Raw genomic sequence first — 23,579 nt, 5'->3', positions numbered from 1 at the left:
CGCCATGGCGGTTGTGGCGGCCACCGCGATCCTTCCCGTGACGGCGCTCCCGACGCTCGGGCTGGGTGCCCTCCTGCTCCGGATCGGCCCACGGCAGCGTCTCGATACCGTCGATCTCGATCATGGGAATCGGGGCGTGCTTCAGCTTTTCGATTGCCTCGGCCAGCTGCTTCTGGCGCGGCGTGGCCAGGCTGAATGCATGGCCGGTCTTTCCCGCGCGACCGGTGCGGCCGATACGGTGGATGTAATCCTCTGCATTGAACGGCAGGTCGAAATTGAACACATGCGAAAGCCCGCCGATATCGATGCCGCGCGCGGCCACATCGGAGCAGACAAGGATCTGCAACTCACCCGCCTTGAAACGTTCGAGCGTCTTGAAACGCAGCGACTGGGCCAGATCGCCATGGAGATGACCGACCGCGAAGCCATGCTTGTGCAGCGACTTGTAAAGGACGTCGACATCGCGCTTGCGATTGCAGAACACGATGGCGTTCTGCACATTCTCGCGCTTCAGCAGCTTGCGCAGAACGCGGCGCTTATCGGCCTCATCGACGACAAGGAGCGCTTCCTCGATGGTTGTCGCGACCGAAGAGGGGCGCGATACCGTAATCTCTTCCGGCAGATGCAGGAACTGATCGGCCAGCGTGCGGATTTCTGGCGCCATGGTTGCCGAGAAAAGCAGTGTCTGACGACGAACGGGCAGCATGGAGACAATACGGGTGATATCGGGGATGAACCCCATATCAAGCATGCGATCGGCTTCGTCGATCACGAGTATGCTTGTCTGGGTCAGCAATAACCCGCCACGATCGAACAGATCCATCAGGCGGCCCGGCGTTGCAATGAGGATATCCACGCCCTGGTTCAGCACCGCGCGCTGATCGGCCATGCTCTCGCCGCCAATCAGCAGCGCATGGTTCAGGCGCAGATGCTTGCCGTACAGGGTCAGGTTCTCCGCTACCTGAAGGGCGAGTTCACGCGTCGGCTCCAGAATCAGGGAGCGCGGCATGCGCGCGCGGGCGCGCGATCCGGCCAGACGCTCGAGCATCGGAAGCGTGAAGGAGGCCGTCTTGCCTGTACCCGTCTGGGCCACGCCAAGCACATCCTGCCCGCCCAGAACCACGGGGATAGCCCGGGCCTGGATCGGAGTTGGATGCTCGTACCCCATTTCCTCAATGGCGCGCATGATCGGCGTGGAAAGGCCGAGTTCGGAGAAAAGCGGCTTGGGCGCGTCGACGAGAGCCTTCATCGCCTCATCGAGAGGCGCAGCCGTGATCTCGGGCTCGGCCGCCGGGGCAGTTTCACCGGTGGGAGCCGAAGAGCTCTCCGCGCTCTTGCGGCCTCCGCGGCCGCGACGCCCGCGCGATGCGGCCGGAACCTCGGCCGGGGCTTCACCGGCAGGTTGGGCAACGACGGAAGAGACGGGCTCGGCCTCCTCTACGGGCTTTGCGGCGATGACCGGCGCATTGTCCTGCGCGTCGGCTTTCGCTTTGGCATCCTTCACCGCGGCGCGACGGGCCGGTGCAGCGGTCGTGCTCGAGGCATTGCGCTTGCGTCCTGGACGCCCCTTGGCCGGAGCTGCTTCACGGGGGAGTTCGGCAGGGGGCTCTGCTTGTGTCTCGGCTGCAGCCTCGGCAGGCTTTGCCCTCGCCTTTGTGGCGACTTTCTTAACCGTGGAGGTCTTTGCTGCGGCCTTCGGGCCGGGCTTGCGACCGCGCGCGGGCTTTGCCGCCTCGGTCTCTGCCGGGGCAGGCGCGGGGATCTCGGCAACAGATGCCGCGACCGGGTTCTTGCGCGGGCGACCGCGACCGCGCTTGACAGGCGGCGCTTCAGTCGCAGGTGCCTCAGCGGCGACGGACTCCGCCTTGACCTCGGGAGCTTTGGCGGCAGCCGCTTTGGCTGGAGTCCTAGTTGTCTTCGTCTTCGTCGACTTGACGGAGTCTGTCTTGATGTCGGTCTTCACAAGCTTGGTGGGCTTGCTCGATGCTGCTTTCGTGCCGGCGCCAGGCGTTTTTGCCGCTGCACTCCGTGGCTTACGGGCAGTTTTGACCTTGGTGGTGCCTGTCTCTGTTTCGGGCTGCGCGTCGCGCGGCTGCGTGTCAGACACGGCCTCCATCACGGGGTGTTCCGTCTTCGAAGTGGAACGTTTCTTGCGTGAGGGGGAGGTTTTTGCGGAACCTGCGGTCGATTTTGCGGTCAAACTGCTCTCTGATAACTTTGGAGGTCTAGAAATGATGCGATGCTTCGGCATGGCATATTTACAGAGCGGCCAACGAAGATGGCTGGCCAATCGCCTGTGCGTTATCCCGAAATCCTGCAAAAGGCAAGATTTTACGGCGTTCCAGGCAGGCACTACGCCTTACGGCCCTGTGGGCCGGGTTTTGCGTCAAAAAGAACGTGGGATAGGGGGCTCAGACATTCCCGCCCATGGCGGCGAAAAATACCGTTAGCACCCCGACTGCCACCATCAAGATAACACGCTTGCGTACGGCATCGAAGAGTGCAGGCTGAGGGCGGATGGCACGACGCAGGCTCTGAAAAGGACCGAAATAAGCGCTCAGGAAAATCAGCGCCATGATGAGCGCCAGGCCCTGCATGATATTGATCGGCAAGGTCATGGAACCGAAACCGCCCATATGAATGACCAGCAGCCAGCCCGTGATCAGGGCCGTGGGTACGATATGGAGCAGAGCGCGAAAATAACGCGCGATCAGCTGGATCTGGACATTCTGTCGCTGCGCCGGTTCGAGCAGGGCCACTGTGCTGCGGCTGACGAGCGCCGCATACAGCCCGCCGCCAATCCAGTAAGCCATGCATAGCAGGTGCAGCGCAAGGATGACGCTCCAAAGATACGGGTTGGACATGAGGGCTCCACGGATAAGTCAGGGCGACGGGCAGGCACTCCTCACAAGGGTGGGATGATGCATACCGGCGGTTTCTTGCAACGTTCCCTAGCAGTCTGCGCAAAATCATCAACAGCGGAGTAAGCCCGAGATGCATTCAGCCCTGCGTTTTTCCCTCCCCACACCTCAGGAATGTGCCGTCATGGATGAGATGGCGGGGCGTTCGGTCGGGATCATTGCCCTGATGGAGCGTGCCGGATGGGCTGTGGCGCGGGCCATCAGGGCACGGTTTGCGCCGTGCCGCGTGCTGGTGCTGTGTGGTCCGGGTAATAACGGGGGTGATGGCCACGTGGCGGCGCGTTATCTTGAGCGCGCTGGCTGGCCTGTGCAGGTGGCCTTGCTGGCGCCGCCGCGCGAGGGCGGTCCCGCGGCCGAGGCAGCGGCTCGGTTTTCCGGGCGGCGGGTAGAGTTCTCCGCTGAAAACGCCGCGCGTGCAGATCTGGTGGTCGATGCGATTTTCGGCGCAGGTCTTGACCGCGCCCCCTCTGACACCGTCATGGCGGTTCTCAGAGCGTCACGCCGACTGGTGGCGGTTGATCTGCCGAGCTTCGTTAACGGATTGACCGGGGCAGTTCTCGCTGAAAGGCCTCCTTATGAGGTCAGTGTGACCTTCGTTCGCCCAAAGCCCGGCCATGTGCTCTATCCCGGGCGCACCCTGTGCGGTGAGGTCGTCTGTGCGGATATCGGAATGCCGTCGGACTGTATTGCTCACGCGCAACCACGGATATTCCTGAACCGGCCCGGACTATGGTCTATCCCGGCCATGACGGCGCAGGATCATAAATACAGCAGGGGCGTGGTCAGTCTCTGCGCTGGAAGGGTCATGCCGGGGGCGACGCGCCTTGCCGCGGCGGGCGCCCGCGCCAGCGGGGCAGGGCTGGTGCGAATCAGTGCCGGCGTGTCTGCCGAGGCTTACAGGCTGGGTGCGCCAGGGCTGGTGATCGATGACGCGCCGCTCGAGGCGCTGCTGGAAGATACGAGGCGCAATGTCTGGCTTTGCGGACCCGGCCTGACCCCGGATGAGGTCGAAGACACTCTGCCGCTGCTGGTTGCGTCGAAGAAATGCGTCCTTGCTGATGCAGGCGCGCTTGGCTGGGCGGCTGGGGCTCCCGAGAAGCTGAGGGGTGTCTCGGTCATCACCCCTCATATCGGAGAATTTACCAGGCTCTTCGGCGCTCCCGGTGACGATCTGGTGTGCGCGGTGAGGAGCGCTGCTGGTCGTATCGGGGCTGTTGTGCTGCTCAAGGGGGCCGTCAGCGTGATTGCAGCCCCTGATGGCCGCGTTGCACTCAATGATCACGCAAGCCCGGCGCTGGCCACAGCGGGCTCGGGCGATACGCTGGCCGGTGTGATCGGAACTCTGCTTGCTGCGGGCATGCCTCATTGGGACGCCGCCTGTGCAGGGGCGTGGCTCCATGGTGAGGCAGGGTTGCGCGCGGGAAACTGGCCCATTGTCGAGGCGCTGGACGCCCATCTGGGCGATGCCCGCGCCGAGGCGATCGATCAGGCGCGGCGCCTGTCTTGTGAAACGGACAATCTTGCTGTAAAGCGGCGCGCTTGACGGTGCAGCCCTGGCTGAACCGAGTATGTGCGGGCGTGGTGGAATTGGTAGACACGCCAGATTTAGGTTCTGGTGGCGCAAGTCGTGGGGGTTCAAGTCCCTCCGCCCGTACCAAAAAATTTCTCCTTAGTCGGGGCTTCCTGCCTTGCCCGTGCTGCGATGAAGCCGGGCGCGGGGCCCCGATGGCAACCCGGTCAATAGAGGATCGCCTGACAGATGCAGGTTACCCAAACGCAATCCGAAGGTCTGAAGCGCGGCTTTACCGTCACTGTGCCGGCTGGCGATCTGGAGGCGCGACGCGCCGCTCGTCTCGCCGAGCTCGGCCGCACCATCAACCTGCCTGGCTTCCGCCCTGGCAAGGTGCCCGCCTCGCTCGTCAAGCAGCGTTATGGCGCCGCCCTGAATGGCGAGATCCTCGAGCAGGCCGTCAACGAAGCGACCAACAAGGTGCTGGAAGACAACAAGCTGCGCCCGGCTGTGCAGCCGAAGGTCGAGCTGGTCTCCGGTGGTGAGGGCGAGGGCGATCTGGAATTCAAGATCGACCTCGAAGTTCTGCCCGAAATCGCCGTTCCTGACCTGTCGGGTCTCGAACTCACCCGCCTGACGGCTAAGCCGAGCGATGAGACCATCGACAAGGCTCTTGCCGAACTCGCCAAGCGCCAGCGCAGCTTCGAGACGATCGGGGAAGACCGCGCTGCCGGTAAGGGCGATGTTGTGAACTGCGACTTCGTCGGCAAGCTCGACGGCACGCCGTTCGATGGCGGTACGGCGCAGGACGTCAATGTCGAAATCGGTGGCGAGGGCTTCATTCCCGGGTTCGCTGAGCAGCTCGAAGGCATGAAGGCCGGCGAAGAGAAGGTGATCACGGTCACTTTCCCCGCCGAGTACCAGGCCAAGGAACTGGCTGGCAAGGAAGCGACCTTCGACATCAAGGCGAATGCGCTCAAGACTCCGGTTGATCCGGCGCTTGACGATGAGCTGGCCAAGAAGATCGGTTTCGAGAATATCGCCCAGGTTCGCGACATCATCGTCAAGCAGGCGGAAGGCGAGTACGGCCAGCTGTCGCGTCTGCGCATCAAGCGCGAGCTGCTGGATGCCCTGTCGGGCAAGACCGACTTCGAAGCGCCCGAGAGCATGGTTGAAAGCGAGTTCGGCCAGATCTGGCAGCGCGTCGAGCAGGATCGTGCCTCGGGTGAGATGGATGAGGAAGACGCGGGCAAGGATGAAGACACCCTGCGCGCCGATTACCGCAAGATTGCCGAGCGTCGCGTCAAGCTGGGTCTGCTTCTGGCAGAAATCGGCCGCACCAAGGAAATCACGGTCACCCGTGAAGAACTGATGCAGGCCGTCCGCCAGGAAGCCATGCGCTACCCCGGTCAGGAGCAGGCCGTTTTCGAGTTCTTCAGCAAGAACCCGCAGGCAGCCGATGGTCTGCGCGGCCCGATCCTGGAGAACAAGGTCGTCGATTACCTGATCGAGCTGGCCAAGGTCACCGACAAGGAAGTGACGCCGGAAGAACTGGCTGAAATCCCGCCTGCCGATCTCTGATCGGCTGAGTCGCGCCGCGACTCTTGGAGTCCGTTCGTTTTTTGACGGACGGGCTCTAGGCGTTCATGGTGGCCATACCAAGATGAGAGAAGTCACGCACCGGCCCTGATGGGGCCGGTGCCAGTTAGGAACGGAAATGGCCATGAGGGATCGCGATCCTGTCGAGATCTTCAACAACGCGCTCGTACCGATGGTCGTCGAGCAGACGTCACGCGGTGAGCGCGCTTTCGATATCTATTCCCGCCTGCTTCAGGAGCGGATCATCTTCCTGACCGGCCCGGTCTATGACCAGGTGGCCGCTGTCATCTCGGCCCAGCTCCTGTATCTTGAGAGCGTGAACCCGAGCAAGGAAATTTCCTTCTACATCAATAGCCCCGGCGGTGTGGTCTCGGCCGGTCTCGCAATGTACGACACCATGCAGTATATCCGCTGCCCCGTGAGCACGGTGTGCATTGGTCAGGCCGCTTCCATGGGATCGCTGCTTCTGGCGGCAGGTGAGAAGGGGCGTCGGTTCTGTCTGCCCAACGCCCGCGTGATGGTGCATCAGCCTTCCGGCGGCGCTCAGGGGCAGGCTTCCGACATCGAGATCCAGGCGCGCGAAATTCTCGAGATCCGCAAGCGTCTGAACGAGATCTATCGCCACCATACGGGCCGCAGCCTTGAGGAAATTGAGCAGAAGCTCGAGCGCGATACCTATCTTTCGGCTGACGAGGCCAAGGCTTTCGGGCTTGTGGACGAGGTCGTTCAGGCTCGCCCCAAGAGTGTTGCCGAGCAGGGCTGATCCTGCTTTCCGGTTGTGAGGTCCGGCCCTCCTGCCGGGCCTCAGGCAGGGTTTTCAGGCCCTGCATCGCCCCCATGCCAAGTATCCTATTATTGCCCCGTGCCGGGAGGGGCTTGCCGGGCTCTCGCTGTCCGGCCTAAGTTTGGAATTCCCCCGACGCGACGTGACCTGACGGTCGCTCGGGTCGGGGAGGAGGAGCAACGATGACGAACAAGACCGGCGATTCGAAAAACACCCTGTACTGCTCGTTCTGCGGCAAATCGCAGCATGAGGTACGCAAGCTCATTGCCGGTCCTACCGTCTTCATCTGCGATGAATGCGTCGAACTGTGCATGGATATCATCCGCGAAGAGCACAAGACGCATCTTGTGAAGTCGCGCGACGGTGTGCCGACCCCCAAGGAAATCTGCAAGGTTCTCGATGATTATGTGATCGGCCAGTTCATCGCCAAGCGTGCGCTGTCTGTAGCTGTCCATAACCATTACAAGCGTCTGGCTCATGCCCAGAAGAGCAATGATATCGAGATTGCAAAATCCAATATCATGCTCATCGGTCCGACCGGATCGGGCAAGACCCTGCTGGCCCAGACACTGGCACGTATTCTCGACGTGCCCTTCACGATGGCCGATGCCACCACACTGACCGAAGCTGGTTATGTGGGTGAGGACGTCGAGAACATTATTCTGAAGCTGCTTCAGGCCGCCGATTACAATGTCGAGCGCGCTCAGCGCGGCATTGTTTACATCGATGAGATCGACAAGATCTCGCGCAAATCCGACAACCCGTCGATCACGCGCGACGTGAGCGGCGAGGGGGTGCAGCAGGCGCTTCTGAAGCTGATGGAAGGTACGGTCGCCTCGGTGCCGCCGCAGGGTGGCCGCAAGCATCCGCAGCAGGAATTCTTGCAGGTCGACACGACCAACATGCTCTTCATCTGCGGCGGCGCTTTTGCCGGGCTGGACAAGATCATCTCGGCCCGCGGCAAAGGGTCGGGCATTGGCTTCGGGGCCGATGTGCAGAATCCCGACGACCGCCGTCTGGGTGCCGTGCTGCATGACGTCGAACCCGAGGATCTGCTCAAATTCGGTCTGATCCCCGAGTTTATCGGTCGTCTGCCTGTGGTCGCCACGCTTGAGGATCTGGATGAAGACACGCTGGTGGCCATCCTGTCGAAGCCCAAGAATGCGCTTGTGAAGCAGTATCAGCGCCTGTTCCAGATGGAAGGCGTCGCGCTCACCTTCACCGATGACGCACTGGTGCAGATTGCGCAGCGCGCTATTGCCCGCAAGACGGGCGCGCGTGGGCTGCGCTCGATCATGGAGGCCATCCTGCTCGGTACCATGTTCGATCTTCCCGGTCTCGATGGCGTTGAGGAGGTCGTGATCAACAAGGATGTCGCTGAAAATCGTGCGGCGCCCGTTTATGTTTACGGCAAGGGCAAGGCCAGTGAGCCTGCCGAGCAATCGGCCTGATCCTGCGGGGTAAAACCGGAGGGGCGCCTTGCCGCGGTACCCCTCCATTCTCATATACAAGGTGGCCGCCTGTACAGGCGGTGCTTACGCGGCGTCGTTCACGCCAAATTTCGGGTGACCTTGCCGAGATCGTCCTCGAGGAGATCAAGATTCCATGACTGAGAAAAAGAGGAAGACCGCGGCGTCCAAGCTGAATACCGCCGCTCGTGCGGAAGAAGCCAAGACGAAGACCGTCGAGACGATTGCTGTCCTGCCCCTGCGCGACATTGTTGTCTTCCCGCATATGATTGTTCCGCTCTTTGTCGGGCGTGAAAAATCGGTTCGTGCCCTGGAGGCCGTGACGCGTGACAACAAGCAGATCCTGCTTGTTGCGCAGAAGAACGCCTCCCAGGATGATCCGCCGGCCGAGGACATCTACCGCTTCGGTACGGTGTCGACGATCCTGCAGCTGCTGAAACTGCCGGATGGCACGGTCAAGGTACTGGTCGAGGGCATCCGTCGCGCGCGTATCAAGGAATTCCACGACGTTGACGGCCATTTCGAGGCCGAAATCGAGGATGTGGAGGACGCACAGGAGTCCGGAAGCGAAGCCGAAGCGCTCGGACGCACGGCAATCTCCCAGTTCGAGCAATACATCAAGCTCAACAAGAAGATCGCGCCGGAAGTCATGGTCTCGCTGAACCAGATCGAGGATCTCTCGAAGCTGGCCGATACGATTGCGAGTCATCTGAATCTCAAGATTGCCGAGAAGCAGGAGATTCTGGAGGGCGGTTCGGTCAGCCAGCGTCTGGAGCAGGTTTTTGCTCACATGGAGCAGGAAATCGGCGTTCTTCAGGTTGAGAAGAAGATCCGCAATCGCGTCAAGCGCCAGATGGAAAAGACGCAGCGCGAATACTATCTGAACGAGCAGCTCAAGGCGATCCAGAAGGAACTGGGTGAAGGCGAGGACGGGCGCGACGAGACCGCTGAAATCGAAGAGCGGATCGCCAAGACGAAGCTCAGCAAGGAAGCGCGTGAAAAGGCGCTGGGCGAACTGCGCAAGCTGCGCGGAATGAGCCCCATGTCCGCTGAGTCGACTGTGGTGCGTAATTACCTCGACTGGATCCTGTCGATCCCCTGGAAAAAACGCTCCAAGGTGTCGCGTGATTTTGCGGCTGCGGAAGAGGTGCTCGAGTCCGAGCATTACGGCCTGGAAAAGGTCAAGGAACGCATTCTTGAATATCTGGCGGTGCAGACGCGCTCGCAGAAGCTCAAGGGGCCAATCCTTTGCCTTGTTGGCCCTCCGGGCGTCGGCAAGACTTCTCTGGCGCGCTCCATCGCCAAGGCGACGGGCCGTCAGTATGTGCGCATGTCGCTTGGCGGTGTGCATGATGAGTCTGAAATCCGCGGTCACCGTCGCACCTATATCGGATCGATGCCGGGCAAAATCGTGCAGGGCATGAAAAAGGCCAAGACGTCGAACCCACTCTTCCTGCTCGATGAAATCGAGAAGATGGGGTCAGACTGGCGCGGCGATCCATCTTCTGCCTTGCTCGAGGTGCTGGACCCCGAGCAGAACAGCACCTTCAACGATCATTATCTCGAAGTAGATTACGATCTGTCGGACGTGATGTTCGTTACCACGGCGAACAGCCTCAACATGCCTCAGCCTCTGCTCGACCGCATGGAGATTATTCGTCTCTCGGGCTATACTGAGGATGAGAAGGTCGAAATTGCCCGACGCCATCTGGTGGGTAAGCAGGCCGAAGCGCACAACCTCAAGCCGCATGAATGGTCGATCAGCGACGCAGCGCTGCGCAGCTTGATTCAGCATTACACGCGCGAAGCAGGCGTTCGTAATCTTGAGCGTGAGATCGCCAAGATTGCACGCCGGGTTGTCAAGCGGCTCGTCACATCCTCAGTCGAGACGATTGCCATCACCCCTGAAAACTTGGGGGAGTTCTCCGGGATTCGTCGGTTCAAGCACGGCGAAACTGAGTCGGAAGACTTGGTGGGCATGGTATCGGGTCTCGCCTGGACTGAGGTCGGTGGCGAGATTCTGACCATCGAGAGTGTCATGCTGCCGGGTAAGGGCCATGTTAAGGCCACCGGCAAGCTGGGCGAGGTCATGCAGGAGAGTGTGTCTGCTGCCGTGTCCTATGTCCGCTCGCGGGCCCAGACCTTCGGTATCAAGCCGTCGCTCTTCGAGAAGCGCGACATCCATGTGCATGTCCCTGAAGGGGCAACGCCCAAGGATGGTCCATCTGCGGGCGTAGCTATGGCGACGTCGATCGTCAGCGTCATGACCGGGATTGCCATCAAGCGCGACGTGGCAATGACGGGTGAGATTACCCTTCGTGGTCGCGTGCTCGAAATTGGCGGGTTGAAGGAGAAGCTCTTGGCAGCAACGCGCGCTGGTATCGCAACGGTGTTCATTCCCAAGGACAACGAAAAGGATCTGGCGGAGATACCTGCGAACGTGAAAGACGCCTTGACGATCATCCCCGTTTCTCATGTCGATCAGGTTCTGGCTGCGGCTCTCGTTCGGCCGCCGGAGGCAATCGAATGGGACGAGGAGGACGATGTGCCGACAACACGCGCCGCTGAAAGCCTGTCGAGCCAGTTGCCACACTGAAGTATCATAAGAGCGAAACGTATGATGGCCGCCCTTTCCGGGCGGCCATTGTCGTTTTTGGAGCATAGCACAGGCATGGAGATGGTACTCAGGTGAGTGCAGGAAAGACGCATCCTGCGCTAAAGCGTTAATCGGTCCGCCCGGGGCGTTATCTGCGCTGTTGACGTTAGGGAAAACGGCTTCATAGTGCGGTGCAAGACGCGCCGAAGGATCGGCATCGCAACGGATCACGATCAGTTCTAAAAGGGAATGAGATGGACAAGCCGCTGAACAAACAGGAGCTCATCGCGGCCGTCGCTGAGAAGACCGATCTTCCCAAGGCGAAGGCGGGTGACGTGGTCGAGGCCCTGTTCTCGAGCATTGAGGAAGCGCTGGCCCGCAAGCAGGAAGTCCGCCTTGTCGGATTTGGCTCCTTCGTGACCGCCACGCGCAAGGCGGCCAAGGGGCGTAATCCGCGTACGGGTGAGGAAATTGATATCCCCGCTTCGGTTTCTGTCCGTTTCCGCCCCGGCAAGGGCTTGAAGGATGCCGTCAGTTAACGTATCCCCTTTTTCACGACAGGCGGCGATTCGTTCTCGCCTGTCCTGAGGGCGATTAGCTCAGCGGTAGAGCGTCTCGTTTACACCGAGAGGGTCGGCGGTTCAATCCCGTCATCGCCCACCATTCCTCAGACTACGGAAGCGCGATGAGCCTGACACCAGGCTTTCCCTGGACCCTGACCTGTCACGAGACACTGGGGTCCACCTCCGACACCTGCAAAATCGAAGCAGAAAATGGCGCGCCTCACGGGAAGGCTGTTCTCGCCTTCCAGCAGAACGCCGGCCGCGGAACGCGCGGGCGTGTATGGAGTGCTCCCGAGGGTAATCTCTCCTTCTCTTTCATCTGTCGTCATCCACGCATCGGACCGCTCGTCGAGGCCATGCCCTTCATGGTGGCCGTGGCGCTGCATGACGCACTCTCACCCCACGTACCCGACGTCTCGCTGCGCCTGAAGTGGCCGAATGATGTCACTTGCCAGGGTGCCAAGCTCAGCGGCGTGCTGATCGAGCGGGGGGGAGGGATGGAAAACGGCTGGATCGTGACGGGTATCGGCACCAATCTTAAATCTGCCCCGCAGATCGAGGGACGCAAGACAGTCTCTCTTGCTGCCCTCGGTTCCAGCATAGAACCTGCCCCCCTGGCGCACGAAATCCTCGACCGGTTCGGGGGCTGGCTCGCCCGTTGGGAGCGCGATGGTTTTGCGCCAGTGCGCGCTGCCTGGCTCGACCGTGCGCATGAACCGGGTTCGCGGCTTGCGGTCCAGAGGGGGGGGAACTATATTGAGGGTTTCTTCGCAGGTCTCGATGAGTGCGGTCGGCTTCTCCTGCAGACCGACCGCGACGAGGTTCAGATAATCGCGGCGGGGGATACTCTACTGCTTGGGTGAAGGATGGTCTGTGCTTCTCGTTGTCGACGCCGGTAACACGAATATTGTCTTTGCCGTCCATGACGGTAAGGATTGGCGCGGCACATGGCGTATTTCGACCAACGATCAACGGACCTCCGATGAATATGCCGTCTGGTTGCTCGGCCTGATCGAACTCTCCCATCTCAATCATCGCGCCATCTCACGCGCCATTATCGGTACGGTCGTTCCGGCCGCCCTGTATCATCTCCGCCGTCTTTGTCGCGAGTGGCTCGATATCGAGCCGCTTATCGCAAACAACGCCCTGGATTGGGGGTGTCCGGTCAAGGTCGACACACCGGCAGAGGTCGGCGTCGATCGTCGCCTGAACGGCCTTGCGGCCCAGCATTTCTTCGGTGGTCCTCTCGTGGTGGTCGATTTCGGGACCGCGACGACTTTCGATGTTGTCGATGAAGACGGGGCGTTTTGCGGCGGGGCGATTGCGCCGGGAGTCAATCTGTCGCTCGAGGCGCTTCATCAGGCCGCCGCGCGTCTGCCGCGCATCAGCGTCGGGCGTCCGTCTTCCGCTATTGGACGGAGCACGACTGTCGCCATGCGATCGGGGCTTTTCTGGGGGTATGTTGGTCTGGTGGAGGGAATTGTCTCGCGCATCGCGCTTGAGATGGCCACGCCGATCAAGGTGATCGCCACGGGCGGCCTCGCTCCGCTTTTTTCTGAGGGAACAGATCTGTTCCAGCATGTTGCCCCAACACTCACGCTTGATGGGCTGCGCCTTCTGGCTGCGCGCAATGCCACGGGCGAATTTATTCCGGCACCAGGATGAAGGTGCGTTTTTTTGACTCTTTTAGGACCATTCGATGAGCATTACTGAAAAAGGTCTGGCCTTCCTGCCGCTCGGCGGGACGGGTGAGATCGGCATGAATTTCAACCTGTACTGTCTCGATGGCAAATGGCTTGCCATTGATTGCGGTATCGGGTTTTCGGGCAACGATACGCCTGAAGCTGAAATACTCATGCCTGACCCACTTTTCATCGCCGAGCGACACAAGAGCCTGTGTGGTCTTGTGATCACCCATGCGCATGAAGACCATCTCGGCGCCGTCGCGCATCTCTGGCCGCAGCTGCGCTGCCCGATCTACGCCACACCCTTCGCCAGCGCCGTTTTGCGCCGTAAGCTGGGTGAAGCGCATCTGCTGTCGCAGGTGACCATTCATACCATCCCGATGGGCGGGCATTTCGCGGTCGGGCCGTTTGATCTCCAATTCATCAACGTTACGCATTCCGTGCCTGAGGCCCAGTCGCTGGTGCTGCGCACCCCCTATGGCACGATCGTGCACACAGGCGACCTGAAGCTGGATCGCGAGCCTGTAGTGGGCCCCCTGACCGATCTCGACGCTTTCAAGGCTGTGGGCGATGAGGGCGTTCTGGCCATGGTGTGCGACAGCACCAATGTCTTCCGTGACGGGATTTCCGGCACAGAAGGCCAGGTGCGGGACTCCATGGCCGATCTGATCAAGACGCTGCATGGCCGCGTCGCGATCACCTGCTTTGCCAGCAATGTGGCACGTGTCGAGAGCATCGCGCGTGCGGCGAAGGCGGCCGGGCGTCAGGTGATGGTTGTCGGGCGTTCTCTGCGTAATCTCGAGGTTGCTGCGCGCGAATGCGGCTATCTGCAGGATATCCCGCCCTTCCTCGATGAGCGCGAGGCGAATTCGGTTCCGGATAACCGCTTGCTGATGATCATCACGGGCAGCCAGGGCGAACCCCGCTCGGCCCTGTCGCGCATTGCCTCGGATGTTCACCCGAACATCTCGCTGGGTGAGGGCGACACGGTCATCTACTCATCGCGCATGATTCCCGGCAATGAGCAGGCGGTCATGGCGGTGCAGGATAATCTCACCCGTCGCGGCGCCACAGTGCTGACCGACAAGGATCATCTGGTCCATGTATCGGGCCATGCCACGGCGGATGATCTGCGTCATCTCTACAGCCTTGTGCGCCCCAAGTTGAGCGTTCCAACCCATGGCGAGTGGCGCCACCTGACCGCTCATGCTGCTCTCGCTCGTGAAACTGGGGCTGAGGCGATCCTGCTTGAGGATGGTGACCTGCTGCGACTGGGCCCGGATCACGCCGAGGTGGTGGATACCGCCCCCACGGGTCGTCTCGCGCTCGATGGCGGGCGTCTGCTGCCCATGACCGGCGGCGTTCTGGCGGCGCGTCGCAAGATGCTGTTCAACGGCATGGTCATCGCCAGCTTTGCGGTTGACGATGAGGGCTATGTGATTGGCATGCCCAAGATCAGCGCCCCCGGCCTTCTTGAGTCGGAAGACCCCGAAAGCACGCGCATCTCGGAAGAATTTGCCGATGCCATTGACGAGATCCCCGATGATCTGCGCCAGGACGACGATGCCTTCCGTGACGCGGCCAAGACGGCCCTGCGCCGCGCATTGGGGCGCAAGCTCCAGAAGCGCCCTCTTGTCGATGTCCATCTGCTGCGGGTCTGATTCCGCAGCCTTTGCCACCACCGCGCCCTGACGGGCGCGCCATTTTCTTTTCCAGAACGGTCATTCACGATGCGCCTGTCCCGCAGCTTCCTGCCCACCCTCAAAGAAGTGCCCGCCGAGGCCCAGATCGCCTCGCATCGACTGATGCTGCGTGCCGGTCTCGTGCGTCAGACATCGGCAGGTATCTATGCCTGGCTCCCGGCAGGTCTGCGCGTACTGCGCAATATCGAGCAGATCGTACGGGAAGAGCAGAACGCCATCGGCGCCCAGGAAGTGCTGATGCCAACCGTCCAGTCTTCCGAATTATGGAAGCGCTCCGGCCGTTATGACGCCTATGGACCGGAAATGCTGCGTATCCGCGACCGGCAGGACCGCGAGCTGCTTTATGGACCGACCAATGAGGAAATGATCACCGATCTTTTCGGTCAGGCGGTCAAATCCTATCGTGAGCTGCCCCAGGCGCTTTATCACGTACAGTGGAAGTTCCGCGACGAGCTCCGCCCTCGTTTTGGCGTGATGCGTGGCCGCGAATTCTTCATGAAGGATGCCTATTCCTTCGACGCGTCCTATGAAGACGCCGTTGCCGCCTATCGCCGCATGATGCTGGCTTATCTGCGCACCTTCCAGCGTCTGGGTGTGCGGGCCGTGCCCATGAAGGCCGATACCGGGCCTATCGGTGGCGATCTGAGCCATGAATTCCTGGTGCTGGCCCCCACGGGTGAGAGCGGCGTCTTCTTCGACGCAGCCCTTGAGGAGCAGGACTGGCTGCATGAGGCCGTCGACATTGCCGACCATGCGAGCCTTGACGCCTTCTTCAGCGGCGTCACGAAATTCTATGCCGCTACCGACGAGATGCATGACGAGAAGGCGTGGGAAGACGTGCCTGCCGAGCGTCGTCGTGAGGGGCGCGGTATCGAGGTCGGGCATATCTTCTATTTCGGCACCAAATACACCGAGTCCATGGGGATTTCGGTCAGCGGTGCCGATGGCAACCAGTTTTTCCCGGAGATGGGGTCGTACGGCATCGGTGTGTCGCGCCTTGTCGGCGCAATTATCGAAGCCAGCCATGACGAGGCCGGGATCATCTGGCCGGACTCGGTTGCGCCTTATCGCGCTGCCATTCTGAGCCTGAAGCCCGGCGATGAAGCCGTGGATGCACTGTGCGAACAGCTCTATGCCGCAGCGCCTGACGCATTTCTGTATGACGATCGCGGCGAGCGTGCAGGCGTGAAGTTCAACGATGCCGACCTGATGGGTCATCCCTGGCAGATGATCGTCGGCCCGCGCGGTGCGAAGGAAGGCAAGGTCGAACTCAAGCGCCGTGCGACCGGCGAACGCTTCGAGCTGACTGTGGAAGAAGCACTTGCGAAGGTGCTGGGTACTGATTCAGCAGGCAAGGACGCCGCCTGATCATGTTCAACCGCTTCGAGCGCGTGGTGGCGGGGCGCTATCTGCGCGCCCGTCGCGGAGAGCGCTTCGTTTCCATCATTGCGATTTTCTCGCTTATCGGCATCGCGCTCGGCGTGGCGACGCTCATCATCGTCATGGCGGTGATGAACGGGTTTCGCGCTGATCTGATGGGCCGCGTGCTCGGGCTGAATGGCGATCTGAACATCTTCAGCGCGGGGCACAGCATCACCAATTACCAGGATGATGTTGTTGCCATACGCGAGGTCAAAAACGTCACCCGCGTCACGCCGATGACCGAGGGGACCGTGCTCATCGATGCCGGAAATTATTCCACGGGCGGCGTGGTACGCGGGATTTTACCGTCTGACCTCCGAGACCTGCATGCCCTGAGCGACAATATCACCGACGGCAAGCTGGATGATTTCAAGGGTGACGATGCCATTGCGATCGGCACGACTCTGGCCGCACGTGCCGGATTGAGTGTGGGCAGCAAGCTGACGGTCGTTTCGTTAAATGGCCGTGCGACACCGTTCGGGAACATGCCGCGCGTCAAGGCCTATCATGTCGTCATGATTTTCGATGCGGGCGTTAACGACTACGACACCAGCGTCGTCCTCATGCCGATGGAAGCCTCGCAGCGCTATCTGATGATGCCCGGCGCGGTATCGCTCATTCAGGTGGCGACCCGCGACCCGCTTGAGGTTACGCCTGTCACACGCGCCATTGCCCAGCGTCTGGATGACCCAAGGCTGCGTGTGATGGACTGGACCCAGAGTAATAACGCGTTTCTGGGCGCTCTGACCGTGCAGCAGAACGTGATGTTCCTCATTCTCACCCTGATCATTCTGGTGGCCGCATTCAACGTCATTTCCTCCATGATCATGATGGTCAAGGACAAGACGCGCGATATCGCGGTGCTGCGCACATTGGGCGCCAGCCGCGGTGCTGTCATGCGGATCTTTCTGATGTGCGGCGCCTCGGTGGGCGTGTCCGGCACGCTGATCGGTTTCGGGATCGGGGTCGTGTTCTGCCTTAATATTGAGCGCATCCAGCATGGTGTGGAGCATCTGACCCATACCAGCCTGTTCAACCCGGAATTCTATTATCTCGAGCACCTGCCAGCCAAGCTGATCTGGTCGCAGGTCATTGAGGTTATGGTCATGGCGCTTGCTCTGTCTTTCGTCGCAACGCTCTACCCGTCCTGGCGCGCGGCCAAAACCGATCCGATCGAGGCGCTGCGCCATGAGTGAAACAAGCCCTGCGACCGTCCCGGTCCTTTCCCTGACGGACGTTACGCGTCGCTTTCGCTCGGGCGAAGAGACGCTCGAAATCCTCAAGGGCGCGTCTTTCGATCTGTTCCCCGGAGAGATCGTGGCTCTAGTCGCGCCAAGCGGTACGGGCAAATCGACACTGCTTCATATCGCCGGGCTGCTCGAAGCGCCGCAGGAAGGCAGGGTGCGCATTGTCGGGCGTGACACGGCCTCCCTGTCGGACACAGCACGCACGCATATACGACGCGACGAGGTGGGTTTCGTCTATCAGTTTCATCACCTTCTCGCCGAGTTCACGGCACTGGAGAATGTGGTTCTCCCCCAGCATATTGCAGGCGTTTCCCCCCGTGATGCGCGCGCGCGCGCAACCGATCTCCTGACGCGCTTCGGTCTGGCGCATCGCCTGCATAATCTACCCGGTAAGTTGTCGGGTGGAGAGAAGCAGCGCGTGGCCATTGCCCGCGCTCTGGCCAACCGACCTAAGCTTCTTCTGGCTGACGAACCGACCGGCAATCTGGATGTGCATACTTCCGATGCCGTGTTCGACGAGTTGCTGCATGCGGTTCGGAGCGAAAATGTGGGCGCGTTGATTGCGACCCATAACGAGGAGCTGGCGTCGCGTATGGATCGTGTCGTGACCCTGCGTGATGGGCGGATCGTCTCACGATAAAGAAAGGGATGAAGGGGGCGTTACGGTCTGATAGACCATGACCCATGTCCCATGCCCCCTTCGTTCATCTTCGTAATCACTCCGCCTATTCGCTGAGCCAGGGGGCGATACGCATACCCGATCTGGTGGCTCTGGCCGCTGAATCCGCCATGCCTGCCGTGGCGTTGACCGATACAGGCAATCTCTTCGGGGCGCTTGAATTCTCGCAGTACTGCACGGGTAAGGGCGTGCAGCCCATCATCGGTTGCCAGCTCGCATTGCCATCGCGCAGCGACAAGCCCGGTGCCCCGTCAGAGCCCATGGTGGCGCTGGCCCGTAATGAGGCGGGACTTGCCAATCTGCAATTCCTCTCTTCCGAGGGATTTCTCAAGGGCGATCCTTCCGACCCGGCCATTCTGCTTGAGACATTCTGCGCTCATGCGGACGGGCTCTTTCTGCTGACTGGCGGGACGCGTGGGCCATTGTTCCGCCTGCTTGCCGAGGGGCAGGAAGATCAGGCCATGACGCTGCTGCGCCGCTTGCAGGAGAGCTTCGGCGCTCATATGGCTGTCGAGCTGCACCGTCATGGTCTGCCTGAAGAGAAAGCCGTCGAGCCCGGCATGATCGCCGCTGCTGACCGTCTGGGGCTACCTTTGGTCGCCACCAACGAGTGCTTTTTCTCCAAACCGGCCATGCATGAAGCCCATGACGCGCTGCTCTGCATCGCGCAGGGACGCACCATGGCGGAGCAGGAGCGCTGGCGCGTCACGCCCGAGCACTGGTTCAAATCCCCCGATGCCATGCGTGCGCTTTTTGCCGATCTGCCGGAGGCTTGCGACAATACGCTCATGATTGCGCAGCGCTGCGCAGTGAAGGTTTCGACTCGTCCACCGCTCCTGCCGGTCTGTCCCAAGGTGAATGAGGGAGCGACCGAGGAAGAGACATTGCGGGCCATGTCGGAGGAGGGGCTGCGCCAGCGCCTGTCGCGCATGGAGGCTGATGACGACACACGCAGACGCTATGAGGAGCGTCTGGAGATGGAGCTCGGGATTATCGGGCGCATGGGCTTTCCTGGTTACTTCCTGATCGTTGCCGACTTTATCCAATGGGCGAAGGAGCACGATATTCCCGTGGGGCCGGGGCGTGGATCGGGTGCGGGCTCTCTCGTGGCCTGGGCGCTCACCATCACCGATATCGACCCGCTGCCGTTCAACCTGCTCTTCGAGCGATTCCTGAATCCAGAACGCGTCTCGATGCCTGACTTCGATATCGATTTCTGTCAGGACCGGCGCGACGAGGTGATCCGCTACGTGCGCACCGAATATGGTGGCGAGCGCGTGGCACAGATCATCACCTTCGGTAAGCTTCAGGCGCGCGCTGCGGTGCGCGATGTCGGGCGCGTGCTCGGCTTGCCTTTCGGCATGGTCAACCGCGTGGCCGAGCTGATTCCGAACAACCCGGCCAAGCCCGTCACCCTCAAACAGGCGATCGATGGCGAGCCGCGCCTGCAGGAAATGCGCGAGAGCGACGAGGCGCTGCGCCGCCTGATGGAAATCGCTTTGCAGCTCGAGGGGCTCTATCGTCATGCCTCGACCCATGCCGCGGGTGTCGTGATCGGGGATCGTGAACTGGTCGAGCTCGTGCCGCTCTATCGCGATCCCAAGAGCGATATGCTGGTCACGCAGTACAATATGAAATTCGTCGAGCAGGCCGGGCTGGTGAAGTTCGACTTCCTCGGCCTGACCACGCTCACCATTCTCAAGCGTGGGATCAATTTCATCGCGCAACAGGGCATCGAGGTCGATCTGGCCACCCTGCCTCTGGATGACGCGCCGACCTATGACATGCTGGCCCGTGGCGATGCGGGCGGCGTTTTCCAGTTCGAAGGCGCGGGCATGCGCGACGTGCTCAAGCAGATGCGCCCTACACGGCTTGAGGATCTGATCGCGGCGGTAGCGCTCTATCGTCCGGGGCCCATGGCCAACATCCCCGATTACTGTGCGCGCAAACATGGTGCTTCCTGGGAGCCGCCCCATGAGGAAATTCGCGATATCCTGTCCGAGACCTATGGCATCATGGTTTATCAGGAGCAGGTCATGCAGATCGCGCAGAAAATGGCCGGGTACAGCCTGGGCGGCGCCGATCTGTTGCGTCGCGCCATGGGCAAGAAGATCCGCGCCGAGATGGACACGCAGCGCGAGATCTTCGTCAAAGGTGCGACCGGGCGGGGGATCACCCCCGAGAAAGCTGCCGAAGTGTTCGACCTTATGGCGCGTTTCGCGGATTATGGGTTCAATAAATCTCACGCCGCAGCCTATGCGCTTGTTTCGTATCAGACGGCCTGGATGAAGGCGAACCATCCGGTGGCGTTCCTTGCCGGATGCATGTCGCTTGCCCGTGAAAAGACGGACAAGCTGGCCTCGCTCTGTCAGGAGGCGCGCCGGATGAAAATCAAGGTGCTTCCCGTCGACATCAATCGCTCGAAGGCCGATTTCTCGCTCGAAAAGCAGGAGGACGGAAGCTGGGCCATCCGCTACGCCTTGGCCGCGGTCAAGCGTGTGGGGTTCACGGCCATGCAGGCCATCGTGGATGCGCGTGGCGACAAGCCGTTCGCCAGTCTCGCCGATCTGGCGTCGCGCTGCGATGCGAAACAGCTCAACAAGATCCAGATCGAAAATCTGGCCAAGGCGGGGGCTTTCGATTCCCTAGACAAGCCGCGCCATATCGTCTTTGCCAGCTCGGAAATCATCATGCGCCGTGCGCAATCCGACGCGCAGGAGGCGGCTTCGGGTCAAATCGGGCTCTTCGGTGCCTCGGCGGAGCCTGAGGAGCTGCGTTTGGCCGAGGCCCCGTACTGGCCTGAATTCGAGCGTCTGGCCGCAGAGGCCGAGGCGATCGGATTCCATATGTCGGCGCACCCGCTGGATGCCTATCGCTCGGTCCTCAAGCGGGCCAATGTGCTGACATCCCAGAATCTCATGACCGCTGCCGAGAACGGATCCTATCGCGTACGTATCGCGGGCTGCGTGGTCGACAAGAAGGAGCGTCCCACCAAAAGCGGCAGCAAAATGGCGTGGGTACGCCTCTCCGATGCGACGGGTGGTTGCGAAGTAACGCTGTTCTCGGAAGTGCTGTCGCGTTGCCGCGACCTGCTGGTGGCCGGTCAGGCCGTGATGGTGACGGCCGATCTCAAGCTGGAGGGCGACGCCCTGCGTATCACGGCCAATGACGTGACGGATCTGGAGAAAGCAGCGGCACAGGAAAGCTCGGAGATGCGCGTGTGGATCAGCGAGGCTTCAGCGGTGACGAAGGTGCGTGATCTGCTCAGCAGTCAGGGCAGAGGGCGCGGCAAGATCGTGCTCGTGCCAGCGGTGGACGAGACCAAGGCTGTGGAGGTGACCTTGACCGGGCATTTCCCGGTCACGCCACGTCTGGGCGAGCAATTGCGGACGATCCAGGGAGTATCGCGCATCGATCATTTGTGAGTCCCTTATGGTTGCCAGAGGGCGTCGGGACTGAGGAAACGAGCAGATTATCCCTCCGCGTTCCATCGCCGAGGCTCAAGGTCGATTTATCGCGAAACGGGGGTACATATAGAGGTGTATAAAAAACAGGGAGCATCACCGCCCGTGAAATCTATACTACATTCCAGAAATATTGCACCATTTCGGAGCGCTGGCGTGGTTCTTGCGCGTATGCTCAAAACCCGACTTGGTCTTGATGTCACCCAGTCTTGTCGTCTTTTGATCGTTGTTAGTTTTGCGCTCTTTTCCATAGGCTCGTCGATCGCGAGCGACAACCTGCCTCCGGCGCTGATCAAATTCATCGCAGATACCAAGTTGACGCGATATGGAGTGGCGCTGACGGATCTGAACGACGATGGGTTCGAGGAGGCGCTGGTATACGCTATTGCTTCGAAAGACGGAGATGGTTCGGATGATTTCTGCGGTAGCGGCGGCTGTACCCTCTACGTGCTGTCACTGCACGGTAACACGTATCGACGTGTTTCACGTATCACCATTGCCAAACCACCTATCCGGGTTCTGCATGCGAAAACAAACGGATGGCACGATATAAGCGTCCGGGTCTGCGGCGGCGGGATCTATCCCTGTTACAACGCAGATCTGCGTTTCAGTGGGCACGCGTATCCGACCAATCCATCGGTCGTATCGCCTGTGCCGGATGACAAACAAGCAGGGATGACCCTGCTGACTGACGACGTTTTCAGGACGCCATCCACAAATCAATGAGCGGCAGATGCAGCTTGGGCTCCGTCTTGTCGTGAGACAGACCTAGATTTCGGGTTATGGGCTCCGTTTTTCCGGTCTGTCTCCGCTTCGTCCTTGCCTTTTGTGGCAAAAAAGGCGATACCGCGCCCGTCTGGCTTTTCTGGCGGCTCTGCTGCCGGGGGAGAGGGGCAATTCGCACGTATGACGACAGACTCTCTGGTGCCCGTGAAAACGCGCAATGTCATACGGAGGCACAACCAGAAGAACAGGAATTTGCATCATGGCGATGCCTGAATTCACCATGCGTCAGCTGCTCGAAGCCGGCGTTCACTTTGGTCACCACACGCGTCGCTGGAACCCGGCGATGGCACCGTATCTGTTCGGTGTCCGCAACCAGGTTCACATCATCGACCTGCAGCAGACCGTTCCGATGCTTGATCGCGCCCTGCAGGCCGTTCGCAACACTGTGGCCGGTGGGGGTCGCGTGCTGTTCGTTGGCACCAAGCGCGCTGCTGCCGAGCATGTGGCTGAGGCAGCAACCCGCTGCGGCCAGTACTACGTCAACCATCGCTGGCTCGGCGGTATGCTGACCAACTGGAAGACCATCACGGGTTCGATCAAGCGCCTGCGCCAGATCGACGAGATGCTCTCCGGCGACACGCATGGTCTGACGAAGAAAGAAATCCTCGACATCACCCGTGACCGCGAGAAGCTTGAGCGTTCGCTCGGCGGCATCAAGGAAATGGGCGGCCTGCCGGACATCCTGTTCGTGATCGACACGAACAAGGAGAAGCTGGCGGTTGAGGAAGCCAACAAGCTTGGCATTCCGGTTGTTGCCGTTCTCGACAGCAACTCCAACCCGGCTGGCGTGACCTACCCGATTCCGGGCAATGACGACGCCATCCGCGCCATCACCACCTATTGCGACCTCGTGTCGCAGGCCGTGCTCGATGGTATCTCGGCTGAAATGGCTGCTTCGGGTGCCGATTTCGGTGCGTCTGAAGAACTGCCGGTCGAGACGGTTGTTGAAGAGACCACGGCAGAAGCTCCGGCTGAAGCCTGAGATGCGTGCGGGAGATCGTGAGGTCTCCCCCAGCATTCGGAATTTCTGGCGTGCCCGGCTGAAAAGCTGCGGCGCGCCGTTTCGTTCCTAGAGCCTGCCCCGCGCTTTCCGAGTGCGGGAAGGGGCTCAGGTTCTTTATTGTGGCGAGCATTGTCGTCCGATCAGCCGA

18 protein-coding genes and 2 tRNA genes are annotated in these 23,579 nt (G+C 60.8%); 17 read left to right on the top strand and 3 right to left on the bottom strand.

The features are described from left to right. The coding region (locus AA0535_RS06015; protein ID WP_408868476.1) for a DEAD/DEAH box helicase at positions 1-1,762 on the bottom strand (1,762 nt) is incomplete at its 3' end. Between the two features lie 649 nt (positions 1,763-2,411). Beyond that, positions 2,412-2,864, bottom strand: coding sequence for a hypothetical protein (locus tag AA0535_RS06010; protein ID WP_264815018.1), 453 nt, complete (start codon positions 2,862-2,864; stop codon positions 2,412-2,414). A gap of 130 nt (positions 2,865-2,994) precedes the next feature. On the opposite strand from AA0535_RS06010, the gene AA0535_RS06005 reads away from it, so the two are divergent. The 5 genes from AA0535_RS06005 (at position 2,995) to clpX (ending at position 8,265) form a co-directional block, all read left to right on the top strand. Continuing rightward, entirely contained in the window at positions 2,995-4,464 is a 1,470-nt protein-coding gene (locus tag AA0535_RS06005; protein ID WP_264815017.1) for an NAD(P)H-hydrate dehydratase, read from the top strand. Positions 4,465-4,493: 29 nt separating this feature from the next. Next, a tRNA-Leu gene (locus tag AA0535_RS06000) sits at positions 4,494-4,578 on the top strand. A gap of 102 nt (positions 4,579-4,680) precedes the next feature. Next, the gene (gene tig, locus AA0535_RS05995; RefSeq protein WP_264815016.1) at positions 4,681-6,012 is read left to right on the top strand and encodes a trigger factor; all 1,332 of its coding nucleotides are present in this window, start codon (positions 4,681-4,683) and stop codon (positions 6,010-6,012) included. Between the two features lie 142 nt (positions 6,013-6,154). Then, positions 6,155-6,793 (top strand): ATP-dependent Clp protease proteolytic subunit, encoded by a 639-nt coding sequence (locus AA0535_RS05990; RefSeq protein ID WP_127102581.1) that lies wholly within the window; start codon positions 6,155-6,157, stop codon positions 6,791-6,793. A 203-nt stretch (positions 6,794-6,996) separates the two neighbouring features. Next, complete coding sequence (clpX, locus tag AA0535_RS05985; RefSeq protein ID WP_264815015.1) at positions 6,997-8,265, top strand: ATP-dependent Clp protease ATP-binding subunit ClpX; 1,269 nt, start codon at positions 6,997-6,999, stop codon at positions 8,263-8,265. Positions 8,266-8,409: 144 nt separating this feature from the next. Here clpX and AA0535_RS15750 read toward each other — a convergent pair whose 3' ends face one another. After that, on the bottom strand, positions 8,410-8,616 hold the full coding sequence (locus AA0535_RS15750) for a hypothetical protein (RefSeq protein ID WP_373319288.1): 207 nt from the start codon (positions 8,614-8,616) through the stop codon (positions 8,410-8,412). Here AA0535_RS15750 and lon point away from each other — a divergent pair. From lon to rpsB, 12 genes are all read left to right on the top strand, one after another. After that, positions 8,516-10,879, top strand: coding sequence for an endopeptidase La (lon, locus tag AA0535_RS05980; protein ID WP_373319287.1), 2,364 nt, complete (start codon positions 8,516-8,518; stop codon positions 10,877-10,879). The genes AA0535_RS15750 and lon overlap by 101 nt on opposite strands. Before the next feature lie 254 nt (positions 10,880-11,133). Further along, the gene (locus AA0535_RS05975; RefSeq protein ID WP_127102578.1) at positions 11,134-11,418 is read left to right on the top strand and encodes an HU family DNA-binding protein; all 285 of its coding nucleotides are present in this window, start codon (positions 11,134-11,136) and stop codon (positions 11,416-11,418) included. A 49-nt stretch (positions 11,419-11,467) separates the two neighbouring features. Then, positions 11,468-11,542 (top strand) — tRNA-Val (locus tag AA0535_RS05970). A 22-nt stretch (positions 11,543-11,564) separates the two neighbouring features. Then, positions 11,565-12,305, top strand: a complete 741-nt coding sequence (locus tag AA0535_RS05965; RefSeq protein ID WP_264815012.1) for a biotin--[acetyl-CoA-carboxylase] ligase — start codon at positions 11,565-11,567, stop codon at positions 12,303-12,305. A gap of 10 nt (positions 12,306-12,315) precedes the next feature. Then, positions 12,316-13,107, top strand: coding sequence for a type III pantothenate kinase (locus AA0535_RS05960; RefSeq protein WP_264815011.1), 792 nt, complete (start codon positions 12,316-12,318; stop codon positions 13,105-13,107). 34 nt (positions 13,108-13,141) lie between these two features. Beyond that, a complete protein-coding gene (locus AA0535_RS05955; RefSeq protein ID WP_122049448.1) occupies positions 13,142-14,788 on the top strand; it encodes a ribonuclease J in 1,647 nt (548 codons plus the stop codon). 69 nt (positions 14,789-14,857) lie between these two features. Beyond that, positions 14,858-16,198: a proline--tRNA ligase gene (proS, locus tag AA0535_RS05950; protein WP_264815010.1), complete on the top strand. Its 1,341-nt coding sequence runs from the start codon at positions 14,858-14,860 to the stop codon at positions 16,196-16,198. A gap of 2 nt (positions 16,199-16,200) precedes the next feature. After that, the gene (locus AA0535_RS05945) at positions 16,201-17,448 is read left to right on the top strand and encodes a lipoprotein-releasing ABC transporter permease subunit (protein WP_264815008.1); all 1,248 of its coding nucleotides are present in this window, start codon (positions 16,201-16,203) and stop codon (positions 17,446-17,448) included. Further along, on the top strand, positions 17,441-18,139 hold the full coding sequence (locus tag AA0535_RS05940; protein WP_264815006.1) for an ABC transporter ATP-binding protein: 699 nt from the start codon (positions 17,441-17,443) through the stop codon (positions 18,137-18,139). The genes AA0535_RS05945 and AA0535_RS05940 overlap by 8 nt, the downstream gene beginning before the upstream one ends. A gap of 44 nt (positions 18,140-18,183) precedes the next feature. After that, on the top strand, positions 18,184-21,603 hold the full coding sequence (dnaE, locus tag AA0535_RS05935; protein WP_264815005.1) for a DNA polymerase III subunit alpha: 3,420 nt from the start codon (positions 18,184-18,186) through the stop codon (positions 21,601-21,603). A 195-nt stretch (positions 21,604-21,798) separates the two neighbouring features. Beyond that, complete coding sequence (locus tag AA0535_RS05930) at positions 21,799-22,368, top strand: hypothetical protein (protein WP_264815004.1); 570 nt, start codon at positions 21,799-21,801, stop codon at positions 22,366-22,368. Between the two features lie 259 nt (positions 22,369-22,627). Continuing rightward, a complete protein-coding gene (rpsB, locus tag AA0535_RS05925) occupies positions 22,628-23,410 on the top strand; it encodes a 30S ribosomal protein S2 (RefSeq protein ID WP_035439212.1) in 783 nt (260 codons plus the stop codon). The last annotated feature ends 169 nt before the right edge of the window (positions 23,411-23,579 follow it).

Source organism: Asaia krungthepensis NRIC 0535, assembly GCF_025995175.1.
Classification (GTDB): Bacteria; Pseudomonadota; Alphaproteobacteria; order Acetobacterales; family Acetobacteraceae; genus Asaia; species Asaia krungthepensis.
Note: the sequence above shows the minus strand (reverse complement) of the source record. Positions and strands in the feature narration are given on the sequence as shown.